We start from the raw sequence: 24,368 nt of genomic DNA, 5'->3' as shown, positions 1-24,368 counted from the left end.
GATAAGCCAGTAATCGCTATATTCAGTCGATACCAGTGGTATATGGAGAACCCATGGAAACCCTCAGCAGCATCGAGTGCTTCGTGCGCGCCGCCGAGGCCGGCAGCTTTGCCGAAGCCGCAAGGCGCCTGGGCCTGACACCCGCCGCGGTAGGCAAGAATGTGGCACGACTGGAGTCCAACCTCGGCGTGCGCCTATTCCTGCGCAGCACACGCCGCCTGACACTGACCGAGGCCGGCGAGCGCTTCCTCGCGGAGGTGAGTGGAGGGCTGGCGAGCATCCAGGGTGCGGTGGCGAACCTCGCCAGCAGCCAGGGCCAACCGGCGGGCACCCTGAAGGTGAGCATGGGCGTGTCGTTCGGCCGGGATTACATCCTGCCGCACCTCGGTGAGTTCCTTGCCCGCTACCCGGCGATCATCCCTGACTGGCACTTCGACAACCGTCCCGTAGACCTGATTGGCGAAGGCTTCGACGCTGCCATCGGCGGTGGCTTCGAACTGCCGCCCGGAGTGATCGCACGCCAATTGGGACCGGCACATCGGGTGCTGCTGGCATCCAGGGAGTATCTGGCGCGCAGCCCTGCCATCGTCTCCCCGGAAGACCTCGCCCGGCACGATGGCATCCTCATCCGCTCCCCCCAGACCGGGCGCGTTCGTGCCTGGCCGTTGCGCACCCGCGATGATCGCCAGGCGACCTTCGAGCTGAAGCTGCGCATGGCCATGACCGACCCGGAAGCAGCCTGCCATGCGGCCATGCAAGGGCTCGGTGTGACCCTGGTGAGCACAGTCCACGCCCTGCCCCACCTGAAGAGCGGCGCGTTGGAGCGCGTGCTGCCGGACTGGTACGTGGACACTGGCAGCCTGTCGCTCTACTTCAGCGCGCAGAAACTGCTGCCGGCCAAGACCCGCGTGTTCATCGATTTCATCGTCGAGCGCTTCCGCCAGCAGAAGATGGCGGAACAGTTCAACGCCAACTGGCGGCCTGGCACGCAATGACCCTGTAGGTTCGCGCTGCCCCTGCGAAGCCCAACGTGGCGTGCTGGATCGTTGGGCTTCGTGGCCTCAGACCAGCCTACGGCTCTGAGCCAGAGCCAGGTTTGGCGCCAGAAACCAACTGTGGGAAGACACTTGGGCCGACCTTCAGAGATGCTCGCTGCGGGCGGCCACATGCAGGTTGCGCCCGGCCCCCAGGCCAAACGCGGTGGCGGCCAGGCTGATCACCACGAAGATGATCCCCACCGCACTCCAACCCTCGGTCAGGTCATGCACCACGCCCACCATCAACGGCCCCATGGCCGCCAGGGTGTACCCCACGCCCTGGGCCATGCCGGAAAGGTTGGCAGCCACATGGGCGTCTTTCGAACGCAACACGATCAGCGCCAGGGCGATGCTGAAGGTGCCGCCCTGCCCCAGTCCGAGCACCACGGCCCAGCCCCAGATGCCGGACAGCGGCGCATAGAGCATGCCCAGCAGGCCGACGAGGGTCAGGCCCATCACCAGTACCACGGCCAGTCGCTGATCGCGGCCACGAGTGGCCAGCCAGGGCGCACCAAGGGCGCTGATCAGCTGCACCATCACCGATCCGGAAAGCACCAGGCCCGCCTGGACAGCACTCAGGCCCCGGTCGATCAGAATCGACGGCAACCAGCCGAACACGATGTAGGCCAGGGAAGATTGCAGGCCCATGTAGAGGGTCACCTGCCAGGCCAGCGGGTCGCGCCACAGGCCGGTCACCTTGTAGGCCTGGCGATGGGCATGCTGGCTCTGGCGAGCCTGGGGCAGCCAGATCAGCGCCGCGATGATCGCCGGCAGCGCCCAGAAGGCCAGGGCCGGCTGCCAGGCATCATCCATCAACTCAGCCAGCGGCACCGTAGCGCCGGCAGCCAACGCCGCGCCCAGGCACAGCGCCATGGTGTAGACGCCGGTCATCAGGCCGGCGATATGGGGGAAATCACGCTTGACGATTCCCGGCAGCAATACGCCGATGATGCCGATGCTCGCACCGGCCACCAGGCTGCCCACGAACAGCCCCGCTACCGGGAACAGGCTGCGCAGCACGATGCCGCCGGCCAGCGTCAGGAGGATCAGTAGCACCGTGCGCTCACTGCCCAGACGCCGCGCCAGCATCGGCGCCAGGGGCGCGAACAGGCCGAGGCAGAGCACCGGCAAGGTGGTCAGCAGGCCCGCGCCGGTAGCCGACAGTCCCGTCGCCTCGCGCACCATGTTGAGCATCGGCGCCAGGCTGGACAGCGCAGGGCGCAGGTTCAGCGCCACCATCACCAACCCGACCAGAAGCAGCACGGTGCTACCGCGTAGCGCCTGGGGCTGGGGTTCGTCGTCGGCCTCGGCGTCGATCAGCAGTTCCTCCGGCGAGCAGGCCGGCTTGGGGTCATCCACAGGATTCGGGGCATTCATGCAAGGCAGCTCCAGAAATGGGGCAAGGTCAGATCAGCAATGCGCGGTTGGCCGCTGCGGCGGCGTCCGCGTCTTGGCGTTCGATGGCGTCGAGCAGATCGCGATGCAGCTCGAAACTCGGCTGCTCACGCTCGGGATCGGAAATGGTGCGTTCCAGGCCAACGCGGATGACCTGGGAGAAATAGCGATACAGCTGGCTCAGCACCGGATTGTGGGCGCTATCCACCACCCGCTGGTGGAAGGCCAGGTCATGGACGATGTAGTCGTCGATATCCTCATAGCCGGAACGTGCGGCGGACGCGGCCAGGGCCACGCGCAGTGCGGCAAGGTCGTCTTCTGTGCGACGCAGGGCCGCCAGCCGCGACGCCTCGACCTCGATCATTCCCCTCGCCTCCAGCGCCTGCTCCACCGAACTGCGGGCCAGCGCCTGCATCGTGCTGAGCGGGTCGGCGCAGGCGCGCACATAGGTGCCGTCGCCCTGACGCACTTCCAGCACGCCGGAAAAGGTCAGCACGCGCACGGCCTCGCGCACGGTATTGCGGCTGATGCCGATGATCTCGGCGAGTTCGGGCTCCGGCGGCAGACGCTGGCCCAGGGGCCAGGTGCCGTCGTCGATGCGTTGGCGAATCTGCTCCAGGGCGATATCCACCAGGGAGCGCTTGAGGGCGAGTGCGGACATGGCAAACATCCAATCATCCGATGAATTTGAGATGGCAAAGGTTAGCCTGCTCACTATCGTCTCGCAACCGCGGCATCCTTGCGCTTGAGGCAATAGTCATTATCTACAGGGATGATTTTTCGCCCCCTCCCGCCGTTGGTAGCCTGCACGCACTCACAAGCACCGCTCGGGAACGCCCCCATGAAGCACGCCCACATCCTTGCGCTGGCCGTAACGGCACTGATCATCACCGGCTGTGCCAGCCAGGCCGAACCCGAGCCACGCCCCTACACCGACGCCGAGGTGAAACAGTTCGCCCTGGAAATGCTCAGCCGCGCCGGCCTGCCCTACGACGACTACGAAAAGGTGCGCCAGGCCCTCACCCACCCCAAGGTGCCCGAAGCGGGGAAAGACCTGCCGAAGGAAATGCCGCGCAAGGGATGAAGTCTCTATCCAAGCCTGACAGGGCCCACTGTAGGGGCGAATTCATTCGCCAAGCAGGCCCCAGGCCTGCCGTAGGTTGGGCAGAGGAACGAAGCCCAACGCGCGGACGTGACCTTGAACGTTGGGCTTCGCGGAGCTCAGTCGCAACCTACGAGTGTTAGCCCCTACCGAACGCTTTTGCGCCACACGCTCGCCAGCCACGGCTGCTGCTCCCGCGGCAGGCCCGCTGGACGGTAGTAGTGCTCCAGTTCCTCGAAGCCCGCCGCTTCCAGCAGGATTTTCCAGCTGTCGTAGTCGTGCCAGGAGCCGTAGCGACTGCCGCTCCAGCCTTCGTCGTTCTTCCCGCGCGGGTTAGAGCTGAAAAGCACGCCGCCAGGTTTCAGCGCGCCATGTAGCTGGCGCAGGACGCGGGGCAGTTCCTGGCGTGGTACGTGGAATAGGCTGGCGTTGGCGAAGATGCCGTCAAAACGTTCGGCCGGCAGGTCCAGGGCGAGAAAATCCTGGTGCCAGACCTCACAGCCGGAATCGGCGCGGGCCATGGCGACGAAGCTCTCCGCACCATCCAGGCCGATTGCCTGATGGCCGAGACGGGTGAAAGCCTGCAAGTCGCGGCCGGGACCGCAGCCGAAATCGAGAATGGTGAACGGCGCGCCGCCCCTGATATGCCGCAGCAGCGCCTCTATGTTCTGGCGAACGTCATGATCACGGGTACCTTCGCGAAAATCTTCGGCATTGCGGTTGTAGTCGTCGAGGGTCGTGGCGGTGATGCTGGCCAGGTCGTCGGGTTGCAAGGGCATGAGTGGCTCGCGGCGGTACGTTGCAGGGAAGTGAATTCTACTCCCGGCCGAGCGGCAGCATCGTCCTGCGCCACCTATCTTTCTGGAGACATCTCCCTCAAAAGGTTTCCAGCATGGCAGCTTCCGGCAAGAAAATGAGCCTGACCGCGCTTACCACCCTGGTGGCGGTGAACATGATGGGGTCAGGCATCATCATGCTGCCTTCCAGCATGGCGCAGTTGGGCGCGATCTCCCTACTGTCCTGGATCATCACCGCAGTGGGTTCCATGGCCATCGCCTACTGCTTCGCCCAGTGCGGCATCTTCTGTGCCCGCTCGGGCGGGATGTCGGCCTATACCGAAGAAGCCCACGGCAAGTCAGCCTTCTTCCTCTGCTCCTATCTCTATTTCCTCTCACTGGCCATTGGCAATGTGGCCATCGCGATATCCGCCGTCGGCTATCTCACGCCCTTCTTCCCCTGGCTGGGCAGCGGCGCGATCCCGTTGTTTATCGGTGCGGTGGGGCTGATCTGGCTGACCACCCTGGCCAACTTCGGCGGGCCGAAGATTACCGGGCATATCGGCTCGATCACCGTGTGGGGCGTGATCATCCCGGTGGCGGGGCTATCGGTGATCGGCTGGTTCTGGTTCGACGCCGATATCTTCCGCGCTGCCTGGAACCCGAACGGAATCGCCACCAACGACGCCATTACCCAAAGCATTCCCCTCACCCTTTGGGCCTTCCTCGGCATGGAATCCGCTGCGCAGAACTCAGATGCCGTGGAGAACCCCAAGCGCAACGTGCCGCTGGCCTGCCTGCTGGGCACCCTGGGGGCTGCGGTGATCTACGTGCTGTCCACGTCGGTGATCATGGGCATCGTGCCCAACCCCGAACTGGCCAACTCCAGCGCACCCTTCGCCTTCGTCTACGCGAAGATGTTCAACCCACTGGTGGGTGACGTGATCATGGGCCTGGCGGTAATGGCCTGCGTCGGATCGCTGCTGGGCTGGCAATTCACCCTGGCACAGACGGCCAAGGTCACCGCCGACCAACACATGTTCCCGACGCTGTTCGCCAAGGTCACCCTGCTGGGCGCGCCCATTGCCGGGCTGGTGGCCAATGCCATCCTGCAAAGCGCCATGGCGGTGTCGACCATTTCGCCCAATGCCTCGGAGCAATTCGGCAAACTGGTGAACCTGGCTGCCGTGACCAACATCATTCCCTACATCACCTCACTCTCGGCGCTGCTGGTGATCATGCAGAAGGCCGGAGTAACGGGTTTCCCGCATCATCGCAACGTCGGCGTACTGATCATCGCGATGGCCTACAGCCTCTATGCGCTCTACGCCTCAGGCATGGAGGCGGTATTCGGCGGCATGATCGTTACCGCAGTTGGATACCTGATGTTCGGCTACATCGCTGACCGTTTCCTTGAAGAGCGCGCCGCGCGCACGCGTGCCCTTGGCCTGGAGGACAAAGCATGAACGCCAAGCATCTCTCCTGGCTGTCCCTGCTGCTAACGCTGCTGCTGCCATCGCTGGCCCCGGCCCAGACGCTCGACCGTATCCGCGCCAGCAGCACGCTGACCCTCGGCTACTTGCCGGACCAACCACCGTTCTCCTCCGCCGAGGGAGAAGGGGCCTCTGGCTACACCATCGACCTGTGCCAGAAAGTGGCCGACCAATTACGCACCCAGCCCGGCCTCGCGGCGATGAAGGTACGCTTCGTGCCCCTCGCGCCGGACAAGGCTCTGGACGTGGTGCAAAGCGGCGGCGTGGACCTGCTCTGCAGCCCCATGGTGGAAACCCTGAAGCGCCGCCAGACGGTCGCCTTCTCTCTGCCTGTGTACACCGCCGGGATCGGTGTCGTGCTGCGCAAGGATGCACCGCTGTCGCTGGTGAAAGTGCTCAATGGCGAAGTGGAGCAGACCGGCCCCACCTGGCGCGCCACCCTCAATCGCGGTCTGTCTGCCCACACCTTCGCGGTTCAGGGCGGCTCGCTGGTGGAGACCTGGGCGCGGGAGAAGCTGCGCCTGCTTAAAGTGCTGGTCAACCTGGAGACCGTGGCCAGCCCCGCCGAGGGCGTGGAGCAGGTAGCCAACGGCAAGGTGGACGCCTTCTTCGCCAGCCAAATGATCCTGCGCAGCCTGGTGGCGCGGGATACCGCCAACACCAACCTGACGGTGCTCGACCGGCGTTTCGAGTTCGAGCCGGTGTCCCTGGCGCTGGCCCGGGACGACGAGGATTTCCGCCTGCAAGTGGATACGGCGCTGAGCCAGATCTACCGATCCGGTGCCATCACGCCGCTCTACAGCAAGTACTTCGGCCCGCCGAGCGAGTTGGACCAAACGCTGTTCAAGGTGTATTCGCGCCCTTGAGAGCTGGCTCTCGAATTCGATAGCAAGAGCCGGGATGCGGGCGGCACGCAGCCCGCATACTCTCTGCCATGAACGAATCACAAGCGGATAGCGCCATGAAGCCCTCTGCCAGGACCGCCATCGAACAGGACCCTCGCTGGGCCGCCGTGCAGGCCCGCGATCCGGCCGCCGACCGGCAGTTCGTTTACGCGGTGAAGACCACCGGCATCTACTGCCGTCCCAGCAGCCCCACGCGACTTCCGCGCCCGGAGAACGTGGAGTTCTTCGACAGCGCCCAGGCTGCTGAAGCCGCCGGATACCGACCCAGCCGCCGTGCCGCGGCCGACATGACGCAACTGGCCGCACAGCATGCGGTACTGGTGTCGGCCGCCTGCCGGCAGATCGAAACCGCCGAGGAAGCACCAGGGCTCGAAGCCCTGGCCGAATCGGTGGGCATGAGCGCCTCGCACTTCCACCGGGTGTTCAAGGCAGTCACCGGCCTGACGCCCAAGGCTTACGCCCGTGCCCGGCGTGCGCGCAAGGTGCGCGACCAGCTCGGTCCCGACACATCGGTGACCGAGGTGATCTACGACGCCGGTTTCAACTCCAACAGCCGCTTCTACGCCGACTCCACCCTGGTGCTGGGCATGAAGCCGGCCGACTACCGTGCCGGAGGCGCCAACAACGCCATTCGCTTCGCCCTGGGGGAGTGTTCACTGGGCCACTTCCTGGTGGCACAAAGCGACATCGGCGTCTGCGCCATCCTCCTGGGCGACGACCCCGATACCCTGCTGCGCGACCTGCAGGACAAATTCCCCCGCGCGCAGCTGATCGGCGGCGACAGCGACTTCGAGCAACTGGTGGCCAAGGTCATCGGCTTCATCGAGGCTCCGCAACTGGGTCTTGACCTACCGCTGGATGTACGCGGCACGGCCTTCCAGGAGCGGGTCTGGCAGGCGCTGCGGGAGATTCCGCCAGGCAGCACCGCCAGCTACGCGGATATCGCTGTGCGCATCGGCTCGCCCCGCGCCGTGCGCGCCGTGGCCCAGGCCTGCGCGGCCAATAGCCTGGCGGTGGCCATCCCCTGCCACCGCGTGGTGCGCAGCGACGGCAATCTCTCCGGCTACCGCTGGGGCGTGGAGCGCAAGCGCCGTTTGCTGGAGCGCGAGGCAGAAAGGTGAACGGCTGGACCCTGCTGGATGCGGACGGCCGACCATACGCCAGCCCTGCCCCTGGCGCGCTGGGAGGGCACCGCAGGACGCGCATCTACGGTCGCCTTGACTGCCCCACCGCACTGCGCACCATCGCGCGCGGCGGCTACGTGAAGGAGCGGGTGTTCTTTCTTGATGAAGCGACGGCGCAGGCGGCGGGGTATCGGCCTTGTGCCCGGTGCATGAAGGAGGCCTACCGGGAGTGGAAGAGCTTGTCGGGGGCGAATTCATTCACCAAGCAGCCCGAAGGGATAACCCGGCCCCCCCCAAAGGGGCAACTGCGCCGCCCTTGGTGATTGAAATCGCCCCCACAAGCAAGCGGTCCCCTAGGGCGCTACCATCACCGTCCCGCCCTCTCGCGCCGCCTGGGCGATGGCCTCGACCACCCGCAGGTTCTGCAAACCGTCACGCACACTCACCAGGGGCTCCGCCTCGCCGCGAATAACCTGGCAGAAATGCTCCAGTTGCCGTGCCAGCGGATCTTCGCGGTGCAATTCGGCCACCTCGCAGGTAAAGGGCTTCAACCAGGACCGGTCTTCCGGCTGCGCATAGCACTTCAGACGCATGGTAGGCACCGCCAGTGAGCCGACGGTGCCGGCGATCAAGTAGCAGTCTTCGTCATCGTAGCTGGGATAGTCGCGGTTTTCCCGAGACGTCTGCTCCCAGCTACGCGCCGACGCCGCGGTGTCGGAAAGCAGGAAGCTGCCCAGGGCACCGCTGGCGAAGCGCAGGTTGATGGCCACTGTGTCTTCCACCGGAAAACCACGGATGGCGCTGGAGGCCAGGGCCTGCACGGCGACGATCTCGCCACACAACGAGCGCAGGTTGCCGATCTCATGGATCAGGTTGATCAGCACCGGTCCGCCGCCGGCCTTGCGTCGCCAGGGTGCGGCATCGAAGTAATCGTCCGGCTTGTAGAAGAGCGCGCTACCCATCACCGCCACCAGTTGGCCAAGGCGGCCCTGGCGGATGAGTTCGCGCGCCTGGTCGAGGATCGGACTGTGGGCTCGGTGATGACCGACCAGCAGCGGCACCTTCGAATCAGCAGAAGCGGCCAGTAGTCGCTCGCCCTCCTCCAGCGTATGGGCCACGGGCTTCTCGATCAGCGCGGGCACGCCCGCCTGCAGACAGACCAGCGCTTGCTCGACATGCAACTGATTGGGGGTCGCGAGGATGATGCCGTCAGGACGCTCCGTTTCGAACAAAGCCTCCAGCGAGGGGTACAGCGGCACGCCGGCACGCTGGGCGACATCCCTGGCAGCGGGCGCCGGGTCGACGAGCGCGACCAGTTCGCATGTGGGGCTGGCCAGGATGAGTTCGAGGTGGCGCTGGCCGATCAGGCCGGCGCCGGCAATGGCGATACGCAAGGTGTTCATGTCGTTCGATCTGTTCCGGTGGGGAAGGGTCGATCGAAAGACTAATATTCACGATTCGAACTATAATCAGCCGCCATGAAAAATCAGAATGCGCTTTTAGCGAATAATGATCCCTTCCTCCGCGACCTGTTGCTGTTCTGCACCGTGGCACGGCGCTCCAGTTTCGTGGCTGGCGCAACTGAGCTGGGCATCTCTCCTGCCCATGTCAGCAAACGCATCGCGATGCTGGAAGAGTCCCTAGGAGTCAAGCTGTTCAACCGCACCACACGGCGGGTGAACATCACCGCTGACGGTGAGGCCGCATTCGCCTGGGCGCAGAAAATCCTCGAGGACGTGGAAGGCATGGTGGAGGCCTTGTCCGGCCTGAAGGGCGAACCCCGTGGGGTGTTGCGCATCGCCACCAGCCTGCGTCTGGGGCGGGACTATGTATCGCCGGTGCTGTCCTTGCTGCGCCAGCGCCATCCAGGCCTGGAAGTCTGGCTGGAGTTGCTGGACAGGCGGGTTGACCTGATCGGCGAGAACTTCGACATCGACCTGCGCGTGGGCGAGGTGCATGAGCCACACCTGATCGCCCACAAGATCGCCGATAGCTACCGCATGCTCTGCGCCGCCCCCACCTACCTGGCGCGACGTGGCCAGCCGCGCACCCTGGCGGACCTCGCGCAGCATGAGTGCCTGCTGTTCCGCGAACGCGAATTGGGCTTTGGCGTGTGGCGCCTGTCCGGCCCCAATGGAGAGGAAACCGTGAAGGTCACCGGCCCCATGGCCTCCAACCACAGCGATGTGGTGCGCCAATGGGCCCACGAGGGGCATGGAGTGATCATGGCCTCGGTATGGGATGCCGCACCGAGCATACGTGCAGGCAAGCTGGTACAGGTGCTACCGACCTATTGGCAGAAAGCGGATGTCTGGGCGGTGACCGCAGCCCGGGCCTCGGGCTCGGCAAAGGTGAAACTGTGCATCGACTTCCTCCAGGAACAACTCGCCCACGGGCCCCACGCCCTGGATATCCGCCTCTGAACCACGCCCGCTAGGGCACGTAGTCGCTTTCCATCACATCCCGATAAGCCGTAGCGAAGGCTTTCCAGTCTTCGTCCGGCATCGGCTTGTGGTGTTCCTTGAACAGTTCGTAGTCGTGCTTCGCGGCACTGTAGGCAGTCAGGCGATGGTTGCTTCGGGCCAGTCCGAGCAAGGCCACTTCCACCTTCTTCTCCTGCTCGCCGGTGACCTTCACGAAGATGTTCTTCGGGTACAGGCGGCCATGCTCCCAGCCAGCTCGGTGCATGCGCGCGACGGTATTGGCCAGTTGCTGGATCATCTGCTGGCGAAGCCCGGTGGAAACCGGCTGGGCATACCACTCATCCAGGCCGATGAAATCGTTCAGGCTCTCAGTGACCAGCAGCGCCTGGGACTCGGTTTCCGTCTTGCGTGCACCGCTGAACACCACCCGGGGTACGCGGATACCGAGTTGATTCAGTGCCTGCAGGGCCTTCGCCTCGTGCAGGATGGTGGGTTCACCGAAGGGATGGGTCAGATCGCGGTGGAAGTGATTGATCTGGCGTTTGCTGTAAAGCACCTGGCCGTCCGGTGCGTGCAGCCGTTGGATACCGCTTTCGCCACTGAGCAACTGATCCTGGGAATCGAACCACTCGCCGTAGGTATCCCACCACTTGTCGAAACTGCCTTCCGCGTCGCCGTTGTCATGCCTGAACCACTGGGTGTTCATGAGAGCACCTCCTCATGGAGCGCACTGGCCCCACGGGCTACTGCCAAGGCAACCCGACACGGGCCGCCGCCTGAGGCCGGAACATCGACCCCTGGATTCAAGTTAGCGTCCTTTTGCGTGTTCTGCCGGCGCGTTCACAGGCACTTCGAGGTCGAATCCAGACAACTCCCGATAAGGCGTTAGACCTATGGTGACGGGCCTTTCATCAGATCGTTTGGAACTGAAATGTCCGACTTCATCACCGTTCTGCGCGAAACCTGCCCTACCCCCGTCCTCGACGCGACCAAATGGAAGCGTATCGGCGGCGACCCGCACACCGTGAACCTCAACGCCTACCTCTCCCAGGACGGCAGCAAGATCATGGGCACCTGGATCTGCACCCCCGGCAAGTTCGAGGTGAACTACGAGAAATGGGAGTACTGCCACTTCCTGGACGGCTACTGCATCATCACCCCCGAAGGCGAGGAACCAAAGCACCTGAAAGCCGGCGACGTATTCGTGATCGAGCCGGGCATGAAGGGCACCTGGGAAGTGGTGGAAACGGTGCGCAAGTACTTCGTATTTGCCTGATATGCAGGAGCGAATTCATTCGCGAAACAAAAGGCCGGGCATGTGCCCGGCCTTTTGCCGTCTTGAGCCGATCAGGCCTTGTAGCGATCAGCTGCCTTCGACCGCGACAGATTCGGTGCCATGTGGAAGCGGGCTGCAGTGAAGCGGTCCCAGTCCTCCTTGTCCGGCAGCGAGGGAATGGTTACCAGCTCGCCCTGTTCCAGGCCTGCCAGCGCGGCGTCGACCATTTCGCCCACGTCCATGAGGATTTCCTGCGGGATGTTCTCGATACCGGTGCCCGAACGCTCCCATATCTCGGTACGAGTCGCACCCGGCAGCACCACCTGCACGCGAACGCCCTTGTCTTTGACTTCCGTATTCAGAGACTGGCTGAGGTTGAGCACGAATGCCTTGGTGCCGCTGTAGGTGCCATTGAACATTTCCGGTGCCAGCGCCAGTACCGAGGCGATGTTGATGATGGTGCCGCGCCCCTGGGCGACGAAGTTGGCGGCAGCGGCGGCGGCCAGGTGGGTCACGGCTACCACGTTGAGCTGGATCATGGCGTCGAAGCGGTCGAGGTCGGTGTCCAGCAGGCTGCCACTGACGGCCACGCCGGCGTTGTTCACCAGCACGCTGATGGCGACATCGCTGCGAAGGCGATGCGCTACGCGGGTCAGGTCGGACCTGTCGGTCAGGTCGGCCTTCAGCACTTCCACCTTCACTCCAGCGGTTTCGCGCAGCTTGGCGGCCAGCTCTTCCAGGCGACCCTGGTCACGGGCGACCAGCAGCAGGTCATGGCCCCGTTCGGCCAGGCGCTTGGCATAGGTGGCGCCGATGCCAGTGGACGCGCCTGTGATCAGGGCAACGCCTTGGTGCTTCTGTTCGCTCATGGTTCTGTCTCCGGGAAAGGTGCTCGTGATCGAGCGGTGAACTTAAATTACACTCATAATATTACATGCGCAATATGAGCTTTCCCACCGTTCGTCACCCGGTCCTTCCGGGAGGTTTCAAAGGTTTCGTGTAGTCGCTGAAACCTCTGGAGCACTTGCAACCACTGGCGCTGATGGCTGTGCCGATTCCTGGTCGATGGACGAAGCATCCCTTTCTGTGGGCGCCATGGCGCGGCGAAAGCCCTTGATGGTCTCTCCCAGGTCCGGGCCGAGGGTCTTGAGGCGTTTGGTGCCGAACAGCAGTACGGCGACGATGATGATGACCAGCCAATGCTTCCAGTCGGTGATGCCCATGGGGTGGCTCCTCAAAAGGGGGTCAGTGGTTCCAGGGGGCGGGCTTCAAGGAAGAAGCCCACCCTTTTCGTCACTGGTTCAGCCAGGGATAACGCGCGGCATCGCGGCCGCCGTAGTCCGGGTCGAGATAGATGAAGCAGCGCTGGATCTTCCAGTCGCGGATCTCGAACACGTCGCACCAGTACCCGGCACCCCAGCTGGGCACGCCGGCTCTCCAGGGGCCATCGACGTGCTCGCCGTAGCTGGTGCCTTCGCAGACCACCAGGTCGCTGCCGGAGAAGATCCAGTTGAAGTGCGAGTAGTCATGGGTAATGGACTTCAGACGGCTACCGAGGTCACCGAACATCTTGCCGATCTGGTCGCGGCCGGTGGCCAGCCCCCACTTGGGGAACAGCACCTGGGCATCCTCGGCGAACAGGTCGAGGATGCTGCCGCCAGTGGACGTGATGCCGCCGTTGTCGAAAGCCTTCAGGTATTCCAGCGCAACCGATTTGCGCTGCTCGTCAGTCATGGTCTGTGTGCTGAGCATGAATCTCTTCCGGTTGGGTAATGGGATCAGTGCAGGGACTGGACGTACTGGATGATCCGGGCGCGCTTGGCAGGATCGTCCTGGAAATAGGTCATGGCGTTGCCCGGCGCGACCGTCTGGGTATCGGTCAGCCAGGCGTCGAGCAGTTGGTCGTCCCAGGTCTTGTCCGCCATGGCCTGGCGGAAGCCGTCCGAATAGGTGAAGCCGGGGGCGCTGGCGGCCTTGCGGCCGAGCAGGCCGTACAGGTTCGGTCCCTGCCCATGGGGTTCACCCTGCTTGAAGGTGTGGCAAACCGCACAATGATTGGTGGCCAGTTTTTCGGCGATCGCCTGGTCGTCGGCCTGCGCCGCACCACTTGCGGCGAGCAGAAGGGCCAAGGTCAGTCCGGTTTCAAGAAGGTTTCGCATCGTCTTTGCCTCGCGAGTGATGGATCAGGCCGGTCATGCCTTGCGGGGTTCGAGGTGAGCCTGGTTCGCGGCCCGGTAGGCGAAGGCCAGGATCGGTCCGAGGGTCGCGCCGCCTGCCCAGTAGGCCCGTCCGGATGCCGATGCCACGCAGTTACCAACGCCGTAGAGCCCGGGGATGGGCTGGTTGGCGCTGTCCAGCACCTGGCCGTGGGAGTTGGTCTTGGGGCCGCCCTTGGTATCCAGGTTGCCGCCGGTAATGAGGGCTGCGTAGTAAGGGCCCTCCCCCGCCAGCGGGTGCATCGTGGGGTTGCTGCGGGTCTCGCCCGGTTTCACGCTGCCGTTGAAGAGCTGCTCTACCGCCAGCTCGCCACGCTGGAAGTCGGTGTCCTTGCCGCTGCTGGCCAGGTCGTTGAAGCGCGCAATGCTGGCCTTCAGGTTGTCGAGGAAGTCTGCCGAGAGCTTCATCCCACCGGTTTCGGAGTGGTATTTCTCCAGGCGTTCACTGATGGCGCGAGCCAGCCCTTCCAGGGTGTCCCCCTTGATCACGTGGCGGTCGTTGCCCCCTGCCGGCACGATCGGTGAGCCGTATTCGTCGCTGGCGCAGTAGGTCTGGGCGCGTTGGTCCCAGATGGAGAGCATGACCAGGTTGGGGTACTCGGCCTTGTTCCCATCCCATTGGAAGAAGCTCGGCACCAGTTCGTTGTAAACGGTCTTCTCGTTCACCACGCGCTTGCCGTACTTGTTCACCATCAGCATGGAATCACCGGTCATGGTGAAGATGCCGGACATGGAGCCATCCTTGGCCACGGCCTTCTCCAGCAGAATCGGGCAGTGCCAGGCGTAATTCATGTTGCGCAGCTGCACACCCAGATCACTGGCGATACGGATGAAGTCACCTTCGTTGGTCAGGGTGGCGCAACCGCCGTATACCGGGGCGTAGAGGAAGTTGCGGCGCATTTCCGGATCGTGGGTGAAGCCGCCACTGGCAAAGATCACGGCCTTGCGGGCACGCACCCGCAGTCGAGTGCCTTCCTCGGTCTCCACTTCCACGCCAATGGCGGCGCCCTGGTCGTTGGTGATGACCTTCACCACGCGCTGCCCGGTGCGAATCGCCACACCATCGCGGCGGGCGGCGGCGGTCAGCGTGCGAATCGCCACGCGACCACCGTCGGACATGCTCGGGCGCGCATCACGCGGCACCAGCACGCGGCCCTTGGGCGCCTTGTCCTCGGGAATTTCGCACCAGTAGTCCGGCACGTCGGCGCAGTGGCGATACGGCAACGCATCCTTCTCTGCCAGCAATTCGGCAGCGGGCGAAGCGCTGTCGTAGATTGCCTCGCACATTTCGTATTCCCAGTCACTCAAGCCCAGCTTGGGCAACGCGGGGTCGTAGGACTGCGGCCGGGTCAGACGCGCCACGTAACGGAGGAAATCAGGCTTGGGATCGCTCATGCCGGCGTCGCGCATGGCCTTGTTGTTCGGCACCCAATACCAGAACGCGGCCTTGGCGGCGGTTCCACCCGGACTCGCGGCCTTTTCCAGGATGACCACGTCATTGCCCAGCCAGCGGGCGAACAGTGCGGTGGGCAGGCCGCCGCCTCCCCCGCCACAGACCACGATGTCGTGTTCGCTGTCGAACGGCTGTTCGGCGGCACCGGCCTTGCCGGCCACCAGGCCACCCAGTGCCATGGCGGCAGTACCGGCACCAGCGGCCTTGATGAAGTTGCGTCGCGACGTGGCGAGCTTCTGTTGTTCGTCGTTCATGGTCGACTCTCCAGGTGGATTGAAGGCCCCGGCGATCCATCGGGGACGCCGGGGTGAACGGAGGGGATGGGTACGGGCGGGTTACCAGTAGTGCCAGAGCTGCAGGAACAGGCCGTCGGTGACGGCGGTGTTCTTGCCCTCTACGCCCCTGGAGTAATGCAGGGACACCTGGTCCCACATCTTCTGCGCGTAGAGGCTCTGGATGCCGGGCTTGAGCTGGAACAGCACGCCGGCGCCCAGGGCGGTCTCATCGGATTCCGAGTAGGGAATAGCCTGTCCGGAGCGGTCGTCGGATTCCCAGGTCTTCTGGTGGTCATAGCTGAAGAAGGGCGTGACCTGGTACGTGGGCCGGTCGATCACGTTGTAGCCAAGGCGCAGGTTGGCGTGGAAGGTGTCGCCCGGTTCGGTGCCATGGGGGCCATCGCCACGGAGGATTCCGCCGACCAGAAGGTCGATGTTCACCTTGCCAAACCACTCGTTGTAGAACAGCGAGGGCCAGAAGGAATACGTGTCGCTGCTGACCGAGTCAGCGCCGACAGGCAACTGCACATAGGCCTGGGCGCCCAGGGTGCGCAGGGGCGTCGGGTTGTACCAGACCAGCCCACCGACCAGGGGATCGCCCAGGCCGCTGACACGTACGCCATTACCGCGTACCGCCACTTCCGGCACGGTGACGCTGGCGATGAAGCCGTTGTTCGGCAACCCATCGACCTTCCAGTAGTGCAGCAGCGAGGAGAGGCCGACATAGGTATCGGTGCCGCTGCCCTTGACCTTGTCGCCGTGCTCGTCGAAGCGCTTGCTGTCGTCGTTCCACTGCACGTACTGGCCGAAGGAATCGTAGGGTTCGGTAAAGTCGGAGCTGAACTGGAAACTCTGCGGCCGGTTGCCCGCAAAGGGGATGCCCGATGCCTGGGCATACCAAGTGGAGAGGAGACCGCTACCGAGCACCAGCGTGCTCAGCGCCACGGGAGTAACCCGGCTGTTGTTGACGCGCATTCTGGACGTTCCTGCTGGAGTTCTTGTTTTTGGGACAAACGTCTCCCGCTCGCGCAACCTCGTGGGTCGCTCGATGGGGCATCTGCTGTGGATCGGGCTGTGGAAACGGCGTCAGCCGGTGGGCGATGAAACTCCGCCTGGGCCGGCCATCAGCTAGGCGCCGCGCAGGTGTGCGGCCAGATGGACACGCAATGGAACCCCGTGTCGCGCTCGCAGGGAGGCGGCAGGGAGATGGGCTTCATACGGAATCGATTGGACGCGAGGTGAGTGGGCACGCATGGCATTGACCTTGTTGTTATACGTTTGCCTGTGTCCGTCGGCAGCGACATGCAATGGGAGGCAGCCCAGCATGTCCTGCCGAAGCCACCCCGCAATGCGGCGCGGCTCGTACGGCAAGGTCAAGCTACAAAAGGCTCGGCGCACCAACAATGCCGCTTTCAGCGATATGAGTGTTCGCGGTTCGCGAACAATGGGCACCGGTACGACAACCCGGGCGCGCAGGGCTTCTGGGATGGGGATGGCGGGGGAATTGGAGCGGTCCGGCCAGGTTGGTGGCAGGTGATGAGGCGGTCGATGATCGAACCGGTTTTGCATCGAGTCAGGCTTGTACGGGGATTTGAATCTCCAGGCAGGCCGCAGGAAGGCAACGAGAGAACTGGCGAAAGATTCGGCACGACATCGCTGGTGGGCACAGCGCAACCTACCCGCAACGCCCACCCTCCCTGGCGACTTCCGCACCTCGCAGGGTCTTCACTGGTTGAGCGGGTGACGCATGACCACGGCCTAAATGATTTCGCCGCTACGGAGTGGCCCTGCTCCAAAAAAAACGGCGCGCGGGCAGCAATCCCGAGCGCCGTAACACTGCCTAGCAGCTGTGGTAGAGGACCGCCGGCCCTGGTCGCCGGCGCTCCTTAGTGGGCGTCAGAGACGTCCCAGCTCCTGCGCGGTGCGATCCACCGCGATTTTCGTCTTGCTCACCAGCTCGTCGATCTCGCTGCGAGTGGCCACGAGGGCCGGCGCCATAATCATGCGGCCGAGGGTGGAGCGGATGATCAGCCCTTCCTCGAAGCCAATGGTGCGGCAGCGCCAGGCGATGTCGTTCTCATTGGCGAAGCGCTTGCGAGTGGCCTTGTCTTCGGCGAACTGCAGGGCAGCAACCAGACCGGCGCCCTGGATATCCCCCACCAGCGGGTGGTTGCCGAACACTTCGCGCAGGCACTGTTGCAGGTACGGGCCGGTGTCAGCCTTCACCTGGGCGACCACGCCTTCATCACGCAGCGCCTTGAGGTTGGCGATGGCCACCGCCGCCGCCACCGGATGCCCTGAGTAGGTCAGGCCGTGGGCGAACACACCGCCCTGCTCCACCAGGACCTCGGCCATGCGTTTGCTGAGGATCAGGCCGCCCATGGGGATGTAGCCGGAGGTCAGGCCCTTGGCGATGGACAGGGTGTCCGGCTCGAAGCCGAAGTGCTGGTGGGCGAACCACTCGCCGGTGCGGCCAAAGCCACCGATCACTTCATCGGCGCACAGCAGCACGTCGTACTTGCGGCAGATGCGCTGGATTTCCGGCCAGTAGGTTTCCGGCGGGAAGATCATGCCACCCGCACCCTGGAAGGGTTCGGCGACGAAAGCGGCCACCTTGTCGGCGCCCAGCTCGAGGATTTTCTCCTCCAGCTGACGCGCGGCACGCAGGCCGAACTCTTCCGGCGTCAGGTCGCCGCCGTTGGCGAAGTAGTAAGGCTCGTCGATGTGCGCGATGTCCGGCAGCATGCCGCCCATTTCGTGCATGAACTTCATCCCGCCCAGGGCCGTGGCGCCCAGGGTGGAGCCGTGGTAGCCGTTCCAGCGGCCGATCATGATCTTCTTCTCGGGCTTGCCGAGGATCTGCCAGTAGCGGCGCACGGTGCGGATCAGCACCTCGTTCGCTTCCGAACCGGAGTTGGTGTATATGGCGTGACTGTAGTGGCCCGGCAGCAGGCTGAAGAGCAGCTCGGACAGTTCCACCACCGCCGGGTGGGTGGTGTGGAAGAACATGTTGTAGTACGGCAACTGCTCCAGCTGGCGGGTAGCGGCTGCGGTGAGATCCTTGCGGCCGTAGCCGAGGTTGGTGCACCACAAGCCGGACATGCCGTCGAGGTAACGCTTGCCGTCGTTGTCCCAGAGGTGGAGGCGCTCACCGCCAACGATCACCCGCGGCCCTTCGGCGTTCAGCGCCTTCTGGTCGAGGAAGGCATGGATGTGGTGGGCCGCATCTGCTGCCTGGTAGTCACGGGTTTCGCGTTGGGCCTGGAATTGAGCGTTCATTGTCAAGGGTCTCCTCGTCCCGGTATTCAGTGATACCGATGCTGGCCGAAGCCGATGGGCAGCGAAAATACTAAATTTGTCTTCGCGCTATATGAAAAAGCTGCCCTGCCCGCCGAGCGCCCAGGCGCCCGATGCCCGGCCGGGTGCCGGGCAGGCGGACAGGTATCCGGGCGACGAACTGCATGTCGCCCGACCCTGCGTTCAGTCGCGACGTATCACTGGGTCTGCTCCAGCGGTTCAGGGCGGAACAGGTCCTTGCGCATCACGACCTTGATCCAGACCACGGCAATCAGCGACACCAGCGCCAGCACCACACCGGCAATGCCGAAAATCTTGCCGGTCATGTCCGGGCTTGGCGAGGCATACCAGATGGCGTAAAGCATGCCCACGATGCCGAACAGCTGCGGCAGCGGGTAAAACGGCGTGCTGAAGGGGCGGGCGATAGCCGGGTAACGGCGACGCAGGGCGATCACATCCAGGTGCACGATGATGTAGGCCAGCAGCCAGGCCAGGGCCGCGGCGAGCAGCAGCAGGTTGATGGAGGCGGCATCCTGGCCCATGACCAGAATCGGCAGGCCGGTAATGGCGGCCACGAACAGTACTGCCACCCAAGGCGTGCGGGCGCGCGGGCTGAGCAGCTTGAACTGCGGGAAAGCCTGGCCGTTCTGCGCCATGCCATAGAGCATGCGCGGGATGGCCGCCAGCGAGGTGTTCAGGGTGCTGCAGGTGGCGGTGACCGCGGCGATCACCAGGAACACTTCACCCGCCTTGCCGAACACCGTGGTGGCGAACAGGTAATGCGGCAGCGCGTCGGTGGTCAGGGCCTCGGTGGGCACCATGAACAGTGCACCCAGGCAGTAGAGCGCAATGGTGATGAAGATGACGGTCAGGCCGATGATCATCGAACGCGGGATGTTGCGCTCTGGACGCTTGGTTTCCTCCACCAGCGGGCAGACGAACTCTGCGCCGACGAAGCCCCACACGGCCAGTGCGGTAAGGGTCAGCACACCCGCTCCCATGGGGTTCCAGTCGCCGTGCAGCACGGTGCTGGCGGTTTCGGTGGGCGCGCCTTCAACGACGGCGGCCAGGCCCAGCACCAGCAACACGATCACCATCACCACCGCCAGGGCGGTTTGCAGCTTGGCGAAGATGTCGATGCCCATCAGGTTGAGCACGGTGAACAGGCCGAGCACGCCGAAGGCCACGCTGAAGGGCGGGAACACACCCGGATAGACCTTGCCGACGATCAGGTCGAGCAGCAGCAGTTCGGCCGACAAGGCGAACATCGCCACCACCACATAGCCGGAGAAAGTCGCCAGGATGGCCGGGAAATGCCCGAGGGCAACCTCGGTGTAGCTGGAAAGGCCGCCGGCACGGGGAATCATCAGCGACAGCTCTGAGAAGGAAAACGCGTAGCTCAGGGCCAGAAGGTAGGCCAGCCCCAGCGGGACGATGAAGCCCAACCCGGAGAAACCGGCGCCCTGCAGCATCAGCACCATCACACCCTGGGACACCACCAGGCCGATGGCCACCGCCAATAGCGCGCCAAGGCCTAGCACGCGGCGGAATCCACCCTCTTCGACCTGCCCATGGGCAGGAACGGACACACTTGCACTCATGACATTCTCCCGATCTTGTACTTGTTATTGGCCCGCCCGGCCGTAACCACCGACGAGCGCTGGTAGTGCAGGGCGCGGTAAGGTCCGGCCCCGCCAGTCACGCCCCGCCCGCTCGCCGCACTTCCGGCGTCTGCGGGGCGCAATGTTCAACGTGCCGCCCAGGCGTTGAAGCGCTCCTCCAGCTCCTCGCCGTGGTTGACCCAGAACTCCGCGCTGACCAATTGCGCCTCGGCCAGGTTGGCCGGCGCGGTGGGCAACTGCGCCTGGGTGGCGGCGGGCAAGGCGGCCAGGGCGTCCTTGTGGACCGGGCCGTAGGGGATCTGGCTGGAGAAGACCTGCTGCGTCTGCGCCTGGCTGGCGAAGGCGATGAAGCGTTCGGCAAGCGCCTTGTTCGGGCTGCCGCGTACGATGGCCCAGTGGTCCGGGTCGTAGAGGTTGCCGTTCCAGACAATGGCGAGCTTCGAGCCTTCTTTCTGGGCGGCGGCGATGCGGCCGTTGTAGGCAGCGGACATCACCACATCGCCAGCCACCAGCCATTGCGGCGGCTGGGCACCGGCTTCCCACCACTGGATGTGCGGCTTGATTTCATCCAGTTTGCGGAAGGCACGCGCGACCCCGTCCGGGGTTTCCAGCACCTTGTAGAGGTCTTCGCGCTTCACCCCGTCGGCCAGCAGCGCCGCTTCCAGGGTGTACTTGGCGCCCTTGCGCAGGCCACGCTTGCCGGGGAAGCGCTGGGTGTCCCAGAAGTCCGCCCAGGAGCTGGGTGCACTGGCCAGCTTGTCGGAGTTGTAGGCCAGCACCATGGACCAGACGTAGCTGGCCACCCCGCACTCGCTGACAGTGCCGGGCATGTAGCTGGCGGATTCGCCGAGCACGGCCGGGTCCATGCGTTCGAACAAGCCCTCTTCGCAACCGCGCAGCAGTTCGGGGCTTTCCACTTCCACCACGTCCCAGGTGACCTGGCCGATGTCCACCATGGCCTTCACCTTGGACAGCTCGCCGTTGTACTCACCGGCCACCACCTTGCCGGCGCCGCTCTGTTCGAAGGGTTTGAAATAGGCCGCATCCTGAGCGGCCTTGGTGGCGCCACCGAAGGAAATCACGGTAAGGCTGGAGGATTGGGCCAGGGCCGGCACGCTGGCAGTGGCCAGCAGGGCGAAACCGAGGGTGGCACGGATGCACGGGAAGGACTTGAGCATGGAAACTCCCTCACTACTTGTAAGTTGTGGTCAGTTGCTGAGGCAGTCGTGGCCAGGAGGCCAGAGCCCATGCGTGCACCACGCACGGGATTGGATTTCTTGTTGTGGACGGCCGCGCACCGCAGGAGCACGCGGCCGGGTCGTCAGGGCGACCTCAGCGCAGCTGGAACCAGGTGGTCTTCAGTTGGCTGTACTTGTCGAAGGAATGCAGCGAAAGGTCGCGGCCGAAACCGGACTGCTTGCCGCCGCCGAAGGGTACGGTGACGTCCAGAGCGTCCACCGTGTTCACCGACACCGTTCCCGCCTTGAGTGCGCGGGCGACTCTGTGAGCGCGATGCAAGTCATCGCTCCACACCGAAGCAGCCAGGCCGTAGATGCTGTCATTGGCCAGGCGCAGTGCCTCGTCCTCGGTATCGAAGGTACTGACGGCCAGCACCGGGCCGAACACTTCTTCCCGGGCCAGCTGCATGTCGCTGTGCACGTCGGCGAAGACGGTCGGTTCGACGAAGTTGCTGGAGCCGTTGAAAGTCAGGCGACGGCCACCGGCGAGCAGTTGTGCCCCCTCCCCTTGCGCCCCTTCGATGAAGGCCATGATGCGCGCGGTCTGCCCGGCATCGACGATAGCGCCGGCACGGCTGGCCGGGTCCAGCGGATCGCCGGGCATCCAGTCGCGGGCCTTGGCCAAAAGGCGCTCGATGAACTCGTCGCGAATGGAACGTTGCACGTAGAGCCGCGAGTTGGCCGAGCAGACCTCGCCCTGGTTGAAGAAGATGCCGAAGGCGGCCTTCTCGGCGGCCAGGTCCAGGTCGCGGCAATCCTCGAAGATCAGGTTCGGGCTCTTGCCGCCGCATTCCAGCCAGACCTGCTTGAGGTTGGACTGGGCCGAGTACTGCATGAAGTACTTGCCCACCTGGGTGGAGCCGGTGAACACCAGGCAATCCACATCCGGGTGCAGGCCAAGGGCCTTGCCGGCGCTCTCGCCCAGACCCGGCACCACGTTCAGCACGCCTTCCGGCAGTCCGGCCTCCAGCGCCAGCTCAGCCAGGCGCAGGGCGGAGAACGGCGACTGCTCGGCGGGTTTCAGTACCACGCTGTTACCGGCGGCCAGGGCCGGGGCCAGCTTCCAGGCAGCCATGTCGAGGGGGAAGTTCCAGGGCACCACGGCGGCGACCACGCCCAGCGCTTCGCGGGTGATGGTGGCCAGGGCATTCGGCGCGGTAGGCGCGACCTGGTCGTAGAGCTTGTCCAGGGCCTCGCCGTACCAGGCAAACACGTGCGCGGCGCCCGGTACGTCGATGTTGTAGGCGTCCATCACCGGCTTGCCCATGTTCAGGGAATCCAGCAGGGCCAGTTCTTCACGGTGGTTCAGCATCAGCTCGGAGAGACGCAGCAGCACCTTCTTGCGTTCTGCCGGGGCCATGCGCGCCCAGGCGCCTTCGTTGAAGGCGCGGCGTGCAGTGCTGACCGCCAGGTCCACCTCGGCCTCGCCACAGGCGGCGACACGGGCCAGCAGTTGGTTGGTGGCCGGGTTGATCGAGTCGAAGGTGGCACCGGAAGCAGCGGCCACCTGCCGGCCACCGATCAGCGCCCTGTCGTTGAATGCTTGCCGGGCAGCCTTTTGCTGCCAATAGCCGAGATCGAACACGCTGCACTCCCAGATCGACCGTCTTCGCGGTCATGTTGTTTTTCGGGTCGAGGCAGATGTTGCGCCAGCTTCCGGCAGAGGAAAATTATTAAAAATATGCTCGAGTCATATGAAAAAACTCGGCAGCCCATGCGGCCTCGCAGGTGCTGCCTGGGGTAATGTTCACCCCACAACGACAAGCACAAAGAGCCACCCGCACGCGCGCAGGCGGCCAACAAGCAGAGGTGCCCGTGGCTACCTATACCTTGCGACAACTCAAGTATTTCGTGACGACCGTGGAAGCTGGCAGCGTGGCCGAAGCTTCGCGCAAGCTGTACATCGCCCAGCCGTCCATCTCCACCGCCATCAAGGGCCTGGAAGAAAGCTTCGGCGTACAGCTGTTCATCCGCCATCACGCCCAAGGCGTGTCCCTGACGCCAAGCGGCACGCGTTTCTACGAAAAGGCCCAGGAGCTGCTGCGTGTGGCTCGCGAGTTCGAACAGAACGCCCTGGCCGACAACGACATCGTCGCCGGACAGATCGACATCGGCTGTTTCGAGACCGTCGCCCCGCTCTACCTGCCCCAGCTCATCGCCGGGTTTCGTGAGCAGTATCCCGGCGTCGACATCCGCATCCGCGACGGGGAGCAGCAGGAACTGGTGCAAGGCCTGACTGCCGGCACCTTCGACCTTGCCTTCCTCTACGAACACGATCTGGACAGCACCATCGCCACCGAACCGCTGATGCCGCCGCAGAAGCCGTATGCCCTGCTGCCAGAGAACCACCGCTTCGCCAAGCAAGCCCAAGTCTCTCTGCGCGACCTCTGCCTGGAGCCGATGATCCTGCTGGACGTGCAGCCGAGCCGAACCTACTTCGTCAGCCTGTTCCACGAGCTGGGCCTGACACCCAACATCGTCTTCAGCTCGCCGTCGATCGAGATGGTGCGCGGCATGGTCGGCCAGGGCTTCGGCTTCTCCCTGCTGGTCACCCGCCCCCATTCGGAATGCACCTACGACGGCAAGAAGGTGGTCACTGTCGATATCACCGAACCCGTCGCCACCTCCGGCCTGGTAGCCGCCCGCCTCAAGCGCGGCCAATTGACCAAGCCGGCGCAGCTATTCGTCGACTTCTGCCGTGAGCGCCTGGCGCAAAAAACTCATGACACTCCGTAG

The 24,368-nt window shown here is 64.3% G+C and carries 24 protein-coding genes; 9 read left to right on the top strand and 15 right to left on the bottom strand.

The window, feature by feature from the left end:
• Positions 1 to 53: 53 nt before the first annotated feature.
• On the top strand, positions 54 to 995 hold the full coding sequence (locus tag D6Z43_RS02005) for a LysR family transcriptional regulator (protein WP_120650049.1): 942 nt from the start codon (positions 54 to 56) through the stop codon (positions 993 to 995).
• A gap of 144 nt (positions 996 to 1,139) precedes the next feature.
• Here D6Z43_RS02005 and D6Z43_RS02000 read toward each other — a convergent pair whose 3' ends face one another.
• Positions 1,140 to 2,414: an MFS transporter gene (locus D6Z43_RS02000; protein WP_120650048.1), complete on the bottom strand. Its 1,275-nt coding sequence runs from the start codon at positions 2,412 to 2,414 to the stop codon at positions 1,140 to 1,142.
• Positions 2,415 to 2,442: 28 nt separating this feature from the next.
• Positions 2,443 to 3,093, bottom strand: coding sequence for a FadR/GntR family transcriptional regulator (locus D6Z43_RS01995; protein WP_120650047.1), 651 nt, complete (start codon positions 3,091 to 3,093; stop codon positions 2,443 to 2,445).
• Between the two features lie 180 nt (positions 3,094 to 3,273).
• On the opposite strand from D6Z43_RS01995, the gene D6Z43_RS01990 reads away from it, so the two are divergent.
• Complete coding sequence (locus D6Z43_RS01990) at positions 3,274 to 3,516, top strand: hypothetical protein (protein ID WP_120650046.1); 243 nt, start codon at positions 3,274 to 3,276, stop codon at positions 3,514 to 3,516.
• A gap of 164 nt (positions 3,517 to 3,680) precedes the next feature.
• On the opposite strand, the gene D6Z43_RS01985 is transcribed toward D6Z43_RS01990, so the two are convergent.
• On the bottom strand, positions 3,681 to 4,313 hold the full coding sequence (locus D6Z43_RS01985) for a bifunctional 2-polyprenyl-6-hydroxyphenol methylase/3-demethylubiquinol 3-O-methyltransferase UbiG (RefSeq protein WP_120650045.1): 633 nt from the start codon (positions 4,311 to 4,313) through the stop codon (positions 3,681 to 3,683).
• A gap of 113 nt (positions 4,314 to 4,426) precedes the next feature.
• On the opposite strand from D6Z43_RS01985, the gene potE reads away from it, so the two are divergent.
• From potE to D6Z43_RS01965, 4 genes are all read left to right on the top strand, one after another.
• Positions 4,427 to 5,776: a putrescine-ornithine antiporter gene (potE, locus tag D6Z43_RS01980; RefSeq protein ID WP_120650044.1), complete on the top strand. Its 1,350-nt coding sequence runs from the start codon at positions 4,427 to 4,429 to the stop codon at positions 5,774 to 5,776.
• Entirely contained in the window at positions 5,773 to 6,669 is an 897-nt protein-coding gene (locus D6Z43_RS01975) for an amino acid ABC transporter substrate-binding protein (protein ID WP_120650043.1), read from the top strand. The genes potE and D6Z43_RS01975 overlap by 4 nt, the downstream gene beginning before the upstream one ends.
• 95 nt (positions 6,670 to 6,764) lie before the next feature.
• Positions 6,765 to 7,829, top strand: coding sequence for a bifunctional DNA-binding transcriptional regulator/O6-methylguanine-DNA methyltransferase Ada (ada, locus tag D6Z43_RS01970; protein WP_120650042.1), 1,065 nt, complete (start codon positions 6,765 to 6,767; stop codon positions 7,827 to 7,829).
• A complete protein-coding gene (locus D6Z43_RS01965; RefSeq protein ID WP_120650041.1) occupies positions 7,826 to 8,155 on the top strand; it encodes an Ada metal-binding domain-containing protein in 330 nt (109 codons plus the stop codon). The genes ada and D6Z43_RS01965 overlap by 4 nt, the downstream gene beginning before the upstream one ends.
• 30 nt (positions 8,156 to 8,185) lie before the next feature.
• Here the strand turns inward: D6Z43_RS01965 and D6Z43_RS01960 are convergent, their stop codons facing one another.
• Positions 8,186 to 9,235, bottom strand: a complete 1,050-nt coding sequence (locus D6Z43_RS01960) for a Gfo/Idh/MocA family protein (RefSeq protein WP_120650040.1) — start codon at positions 9,233 to 9,235, stop codon at positions 8,186 to 8,188.
• A gap of 75 nt (positions 9,236 to 9,310) precedes the next feature.
• Between D6Z43_RS01960 and D6Z43_RS01955 the strand changes: the two genes are divergently transcribed.
• Positions 9,311 to 10,255 (top strand): LysR family transcriptional regulator, encoded by a 945-nt coding sequence (locus D6Z43_RS01955; RefSeq protein ID WP_120650039.1) that lies wholly within the window; start codon positions 9,311 to 9,313, stop codon positions 10,253 to 10,255.
• A gap of 10 nt (positions 10,256 to 10,265) precedes the next feature.
• On the opposite strand, the gene D6Z43_RS01950 is transcribed toward D6Z43_RS01955, so the two are convergent.
• Positions 10,266 to 10,961, bottom strand: a complete 696-nt coding sequence (locus D6Z43_RS01950) for a lipopolysaccharide kinase InaA family protein (RefSeq protein WP_120650038.1) — start codon at positions 10,959 to 10,961, stop codon at positions 10,266 to 10,268.
• Between the two features lie 225 nt (positions 10,962 to 11,186).
• On the opposite strand from D6Z43_RS01950, the gene D6Z43_RS01945 reads away from it, so the two are divergent.
• The gene (locus D6Z43_RS01945; protein ID WP_077523605.1) at positions 11,187 to 11,531 is read left to right on the top strand and encodes a cupin domain-containing protein; all 345 of its coding nucleotides are present in this window, start codon (positions 11,187 to 11,189) and stop codon (positions 11,529 to 11,531) included.
• 71 nt (positions 11,532 to 11,602) lie between these two features.
• Here the strand turns inward: D6Z43_RS01945 and D6Z43_RS01940 are convergent, their stop codons facing one another.
• The 10 genes from D6Z43_RS01940 to D6Z43_RS01895 all read right to left on the bottom strand — a co-directional run bounded on the left by D6Z43_RS01940 (position 11,603) and on the right by D6Z43_RS01895 (position 23,217).
• Positions 11,603 to 12,400, bottom strand: a complete 798-nt coding sequence (locus D6Z43_RS01940; RefSeq protein ID WP_120650037.1) for an SDR family oxidoreductase — start codon at positions 12,398 to 12,400, stop codon at positions 11,603 to 11,605.
• 117 nt (positions 12,401 to 12,517) lie between these two features.
• A complete protein-coding gene (gene tatA, locus D6Z43_RS01935; RefSeq protein ID WP_120650036.1) occupies positions 12,518 to 12,754 on the bottom strand; it encodes a twin-arginine translocase TatA/TatE family subunit in 237 nt (78 codons plus the stop codon).
• A gap of 70 nt (positions 12,755 to 12,824) precedes the next feature.
• On the bottom strand, positions 12,825 to 13,283 hold the full coding sequence (locus tag D6Z43_RS01930) for a nuclear transport factor 2 family protein (RefSeq protein ID WP_120650035.1): 459 nt from the start codon (positions 13,281 to 13,283) through the stop codon (positions 12,825 to 12,827).
• 26 nt (positions 13,284 to 13,309) lie between these two features.
• Positions 13,310 to 13,690 carry a cytochrome c family protein gene (locus tag D6Z43_RS01925; protein WP_120650034.1) on the bottom strand — a complete coding sequence of 127 codons (381 nt, stop codon included), beginning with the start codon at positions 13,688 to 13,690 and terminating at the stop codon, positions 13,310 to 13,312.
• Between the two features lie 33 nt (positions 13,691 to 13,723).
• Complete coding sequence (locus tag D6Z43_RS01920; RefSeq protein ID WP_120650033.1) at positions 13,724 to 15,454, bottom strand: FAD-dependent oxidoreductase; 1,731 nt, start codon at positions 15,452 to 15,454, stop codon at positions 13,724 to 13,726.
• 81 nt (positions 15,455 to 15,535) lie between these two features.
• Positions 15,536 to 16,450, bottom strand: coding sequence for a transporter (locus D6Z43_RS01915; protein WP_120650032.1), 915 nt, complete (start codon positions 16,448 to 16,450; stop codon positions 15,536 to 15,538).
• A gap of 921 nt (positions 16,451 to 17,371) precedes the next feature.
• Entirely contained in the window at positions 17,372 to 18,754 is a 1,383-nt protein-coding gene (locus tag D6Z43_RS01910) for an aspartate aminotransferase family protein (RefSeq protein ID WP_120650031.1), read from the bottom strand.
• A 215-nt stretch (positions 18,755 to 18,969) separates the two neighbouring features.
• Positions 18,970 to 20,373 carry an APC family permease gene (locus D6Z43_RS01905; protein WP_120650030.1) on the bottom strand — a complete coding sequence of 468 codons (1,404 nt, stop codon included), beginning with the start codon at positions 20,371 to 20,373 and terminating at the stop codon, positions 18,970 to 18,972.
• A 146-nt stretch (positions 20,374 to 20,519) separates the two neighbouring features.
• A complete protein-coding gene (locus D6Z43_RS01900; RefSeq protein WP_120650029.1) occupies positions 20,520 to 21,572 on the bottom strand; it encodes an ABC transporter substrate-binding protein in 1,053 nt (350 codons plus the stop codon).
• A gap of 154 nt (positions 21,573 to 21,726) precedes the next feature.
• Positions 21,727 to 23,217 carry an aldehyde dehydrogenase gene (locus D6Z43_RS01895; RefSeq protein WP_120650028.1) on the bottom strand — a complete coding sequence of 497 codons (1,491 nt, stop codon included), beginning with the start codon at positions 23,215 to 23,217 and terminating at the stop codon, positions 21,727 to 21,729.
• 230 nt (positions 23,218 to 23,447) lie between these two features.
• Between D6Z43_RS01895 and D6Z43_RS01890 the strand changes: the two genes are divergently transcribed.
• Complete coding sequence (locus D6Z43_RS01890; RefSeq protein WP_120650027.1) at positions 23,448 to 24,368, top strand: LysR family transcriptional regulator; 921 nt, start codon at positions 23,448 to 23,450, stop codon at positions 24,366 to 24,368.

This window comes from Pseudomonas sp. DY-1 (assembly GCF_003626975.1).
Classification (GTDB): domain Bacteria; phylum Pseudomonadota; class Gammaproteobacteria; order Pseudomonadales; family Pseudomonadaceae; genus Metapseudomonas.
This window is presented reverse-complemented; position numbering and strand designations above follow the sequence as displayed.

Coding starts and splice junctions, on each gene's coding strand:
- ada (WP_120650042.1), top strand. CDS start 6,765: ATGAAGCCCTCTGCCAGGACCGCCATCGAACAGGACCCTCGCTGGGCC.
- D6Z43_RS01940 (WP_120650037.1), bottom strand. CDS start 12,400: ATGAGCGAACAGAAGCACCAAGGCGTTGCCCTGATCACAGGCGCGTCC.
- D6Z43_RS01975 (WP_120650043.1), top strand. CDS start 5,773: ATGAACGCCAAGCATCTCTCCTGGCTGTCCCTGCTGCTAACGCTGCTG.
- D6Z43_RS01995 (WP_120650047.1), bottom strand. CDS start 3,093: ATGTCCGCACTCGCCCTCAAGCGCTCCCTGGTGGATATCGCCCTGGAG.
- D6Z43_RS01960 (WP_120650040.1), bottom strand. CDS start 9,235: ATGAACACCTTGCGTATCGCCATTGCCGGCGCCGGCCTGATCGGCCAG.
- D6Z43_RS02005 (WP_120650049.1), top strand. CDS start 54: ATGGAAACCCTCAGCAGCATCGAGTGCTTCGTGCGCGCCGCCGAGGCC.
- D6Z43_RS01985 (WP_120650045.1), bottom strand. CDS start 4,313: ATGCCCTTGCAACCCGACGACCTGGCCAGCATCACCGCCACGACCCTC.
- D6Z43_RS01920 (WP_120650033.1), bottom strand. CDS start 15,454: ATGAACGACGAACAACAGAAGCTCGCCACGTCGCGACGCAACTTCATC.
- D6Z43_RS01955 (WP_120650039.1), top strand. CDS start 9,311: ATGAAAAATCAGAATGCGCTTTTAGCGAATAATGATCCCTTCCTCCGC.
- D6Z43_RS01990 (WP_120650046.1), top strand. CDS start 3,274: ATGAAGCACGCCCACATCCTTGCGCTGGCCGTAACGGCACTGATCATC.
- D6Z43_RS01945 (WP_077523605.1), top strand. CDS start 11,187: ATGTCCGACTTCATCACCGTTCTGCGCGAAACCTGCCCTACCCCCGTC.
- D6Z43_RS01905 (WP_120650030.1), bottom strand. CDS start 20,373: ATGAGTGCAAGTGTGTCCGTTCCTGCCCATGGGCAGGTCGAAGAGGGT.
- D6Z43_RS01900 (WP_120650029.1), bottom strand. CDS start 21,572: ATGCTCAAGTCCTTCCCGTGCATCCGTGCCACCCTCGGTTTCGCCCTG.
- D6Z43_RS01925 (WP_120650034.1), bottom strand. CDS start 13,690: ATGCGAAACCTTCTTGAAACCGGACTGACCTTGGCCCTTCTGCTCGCC.
- D6Z43_RS01930 (WP_120650035.1), bottom strand. CDS start 13,283: ATGCTCAGCACACAGACCATGACTGACGAGCAGCGCAAATCGGTTGCG.
- tatA (WP_120650036.1), bottom strand. CDS start 12,754: ATGGGCATCACCGACTGGAAGCATTGGCTGGTCATCATCATCGTCGCC.
- D6Z43_RS02000 (WP_120650048.1), bottom strand. CDS start 2,414: ATGAATGCCCCGAATCCTGTGGATGACCCCAAGCCGGCCTGCTCGCCG.
- potE (WP_120650044.1), top strand. CDS start 4,427: ATGGCAGCTTCCGGCAAGAAAATGAGCCTGACCGCGCTTACCACCCTG.
- D6Z43_RS01915 (WP_120650032.1), bottom strand. CDS start 16,450: ATGCGCGTCAACAACAGCCGGGTTACTCCCGTGGCGCTGAGCACGCTG.
- D6Z43_RS01950 (WP_120650038.1), bottom strand. CDS start 10,961: ATGAACACCCAGTGGTTCAGGCATGACAACGGCGACGCGGAAGGCAGT.
- D6Z43_RS01910 (WP_120650031.1), bottom strand. CDS start 18,754: ATGAACGCTCAATTCCAGGCCCAACGCGAAACCCGTGACTACCAGGCA.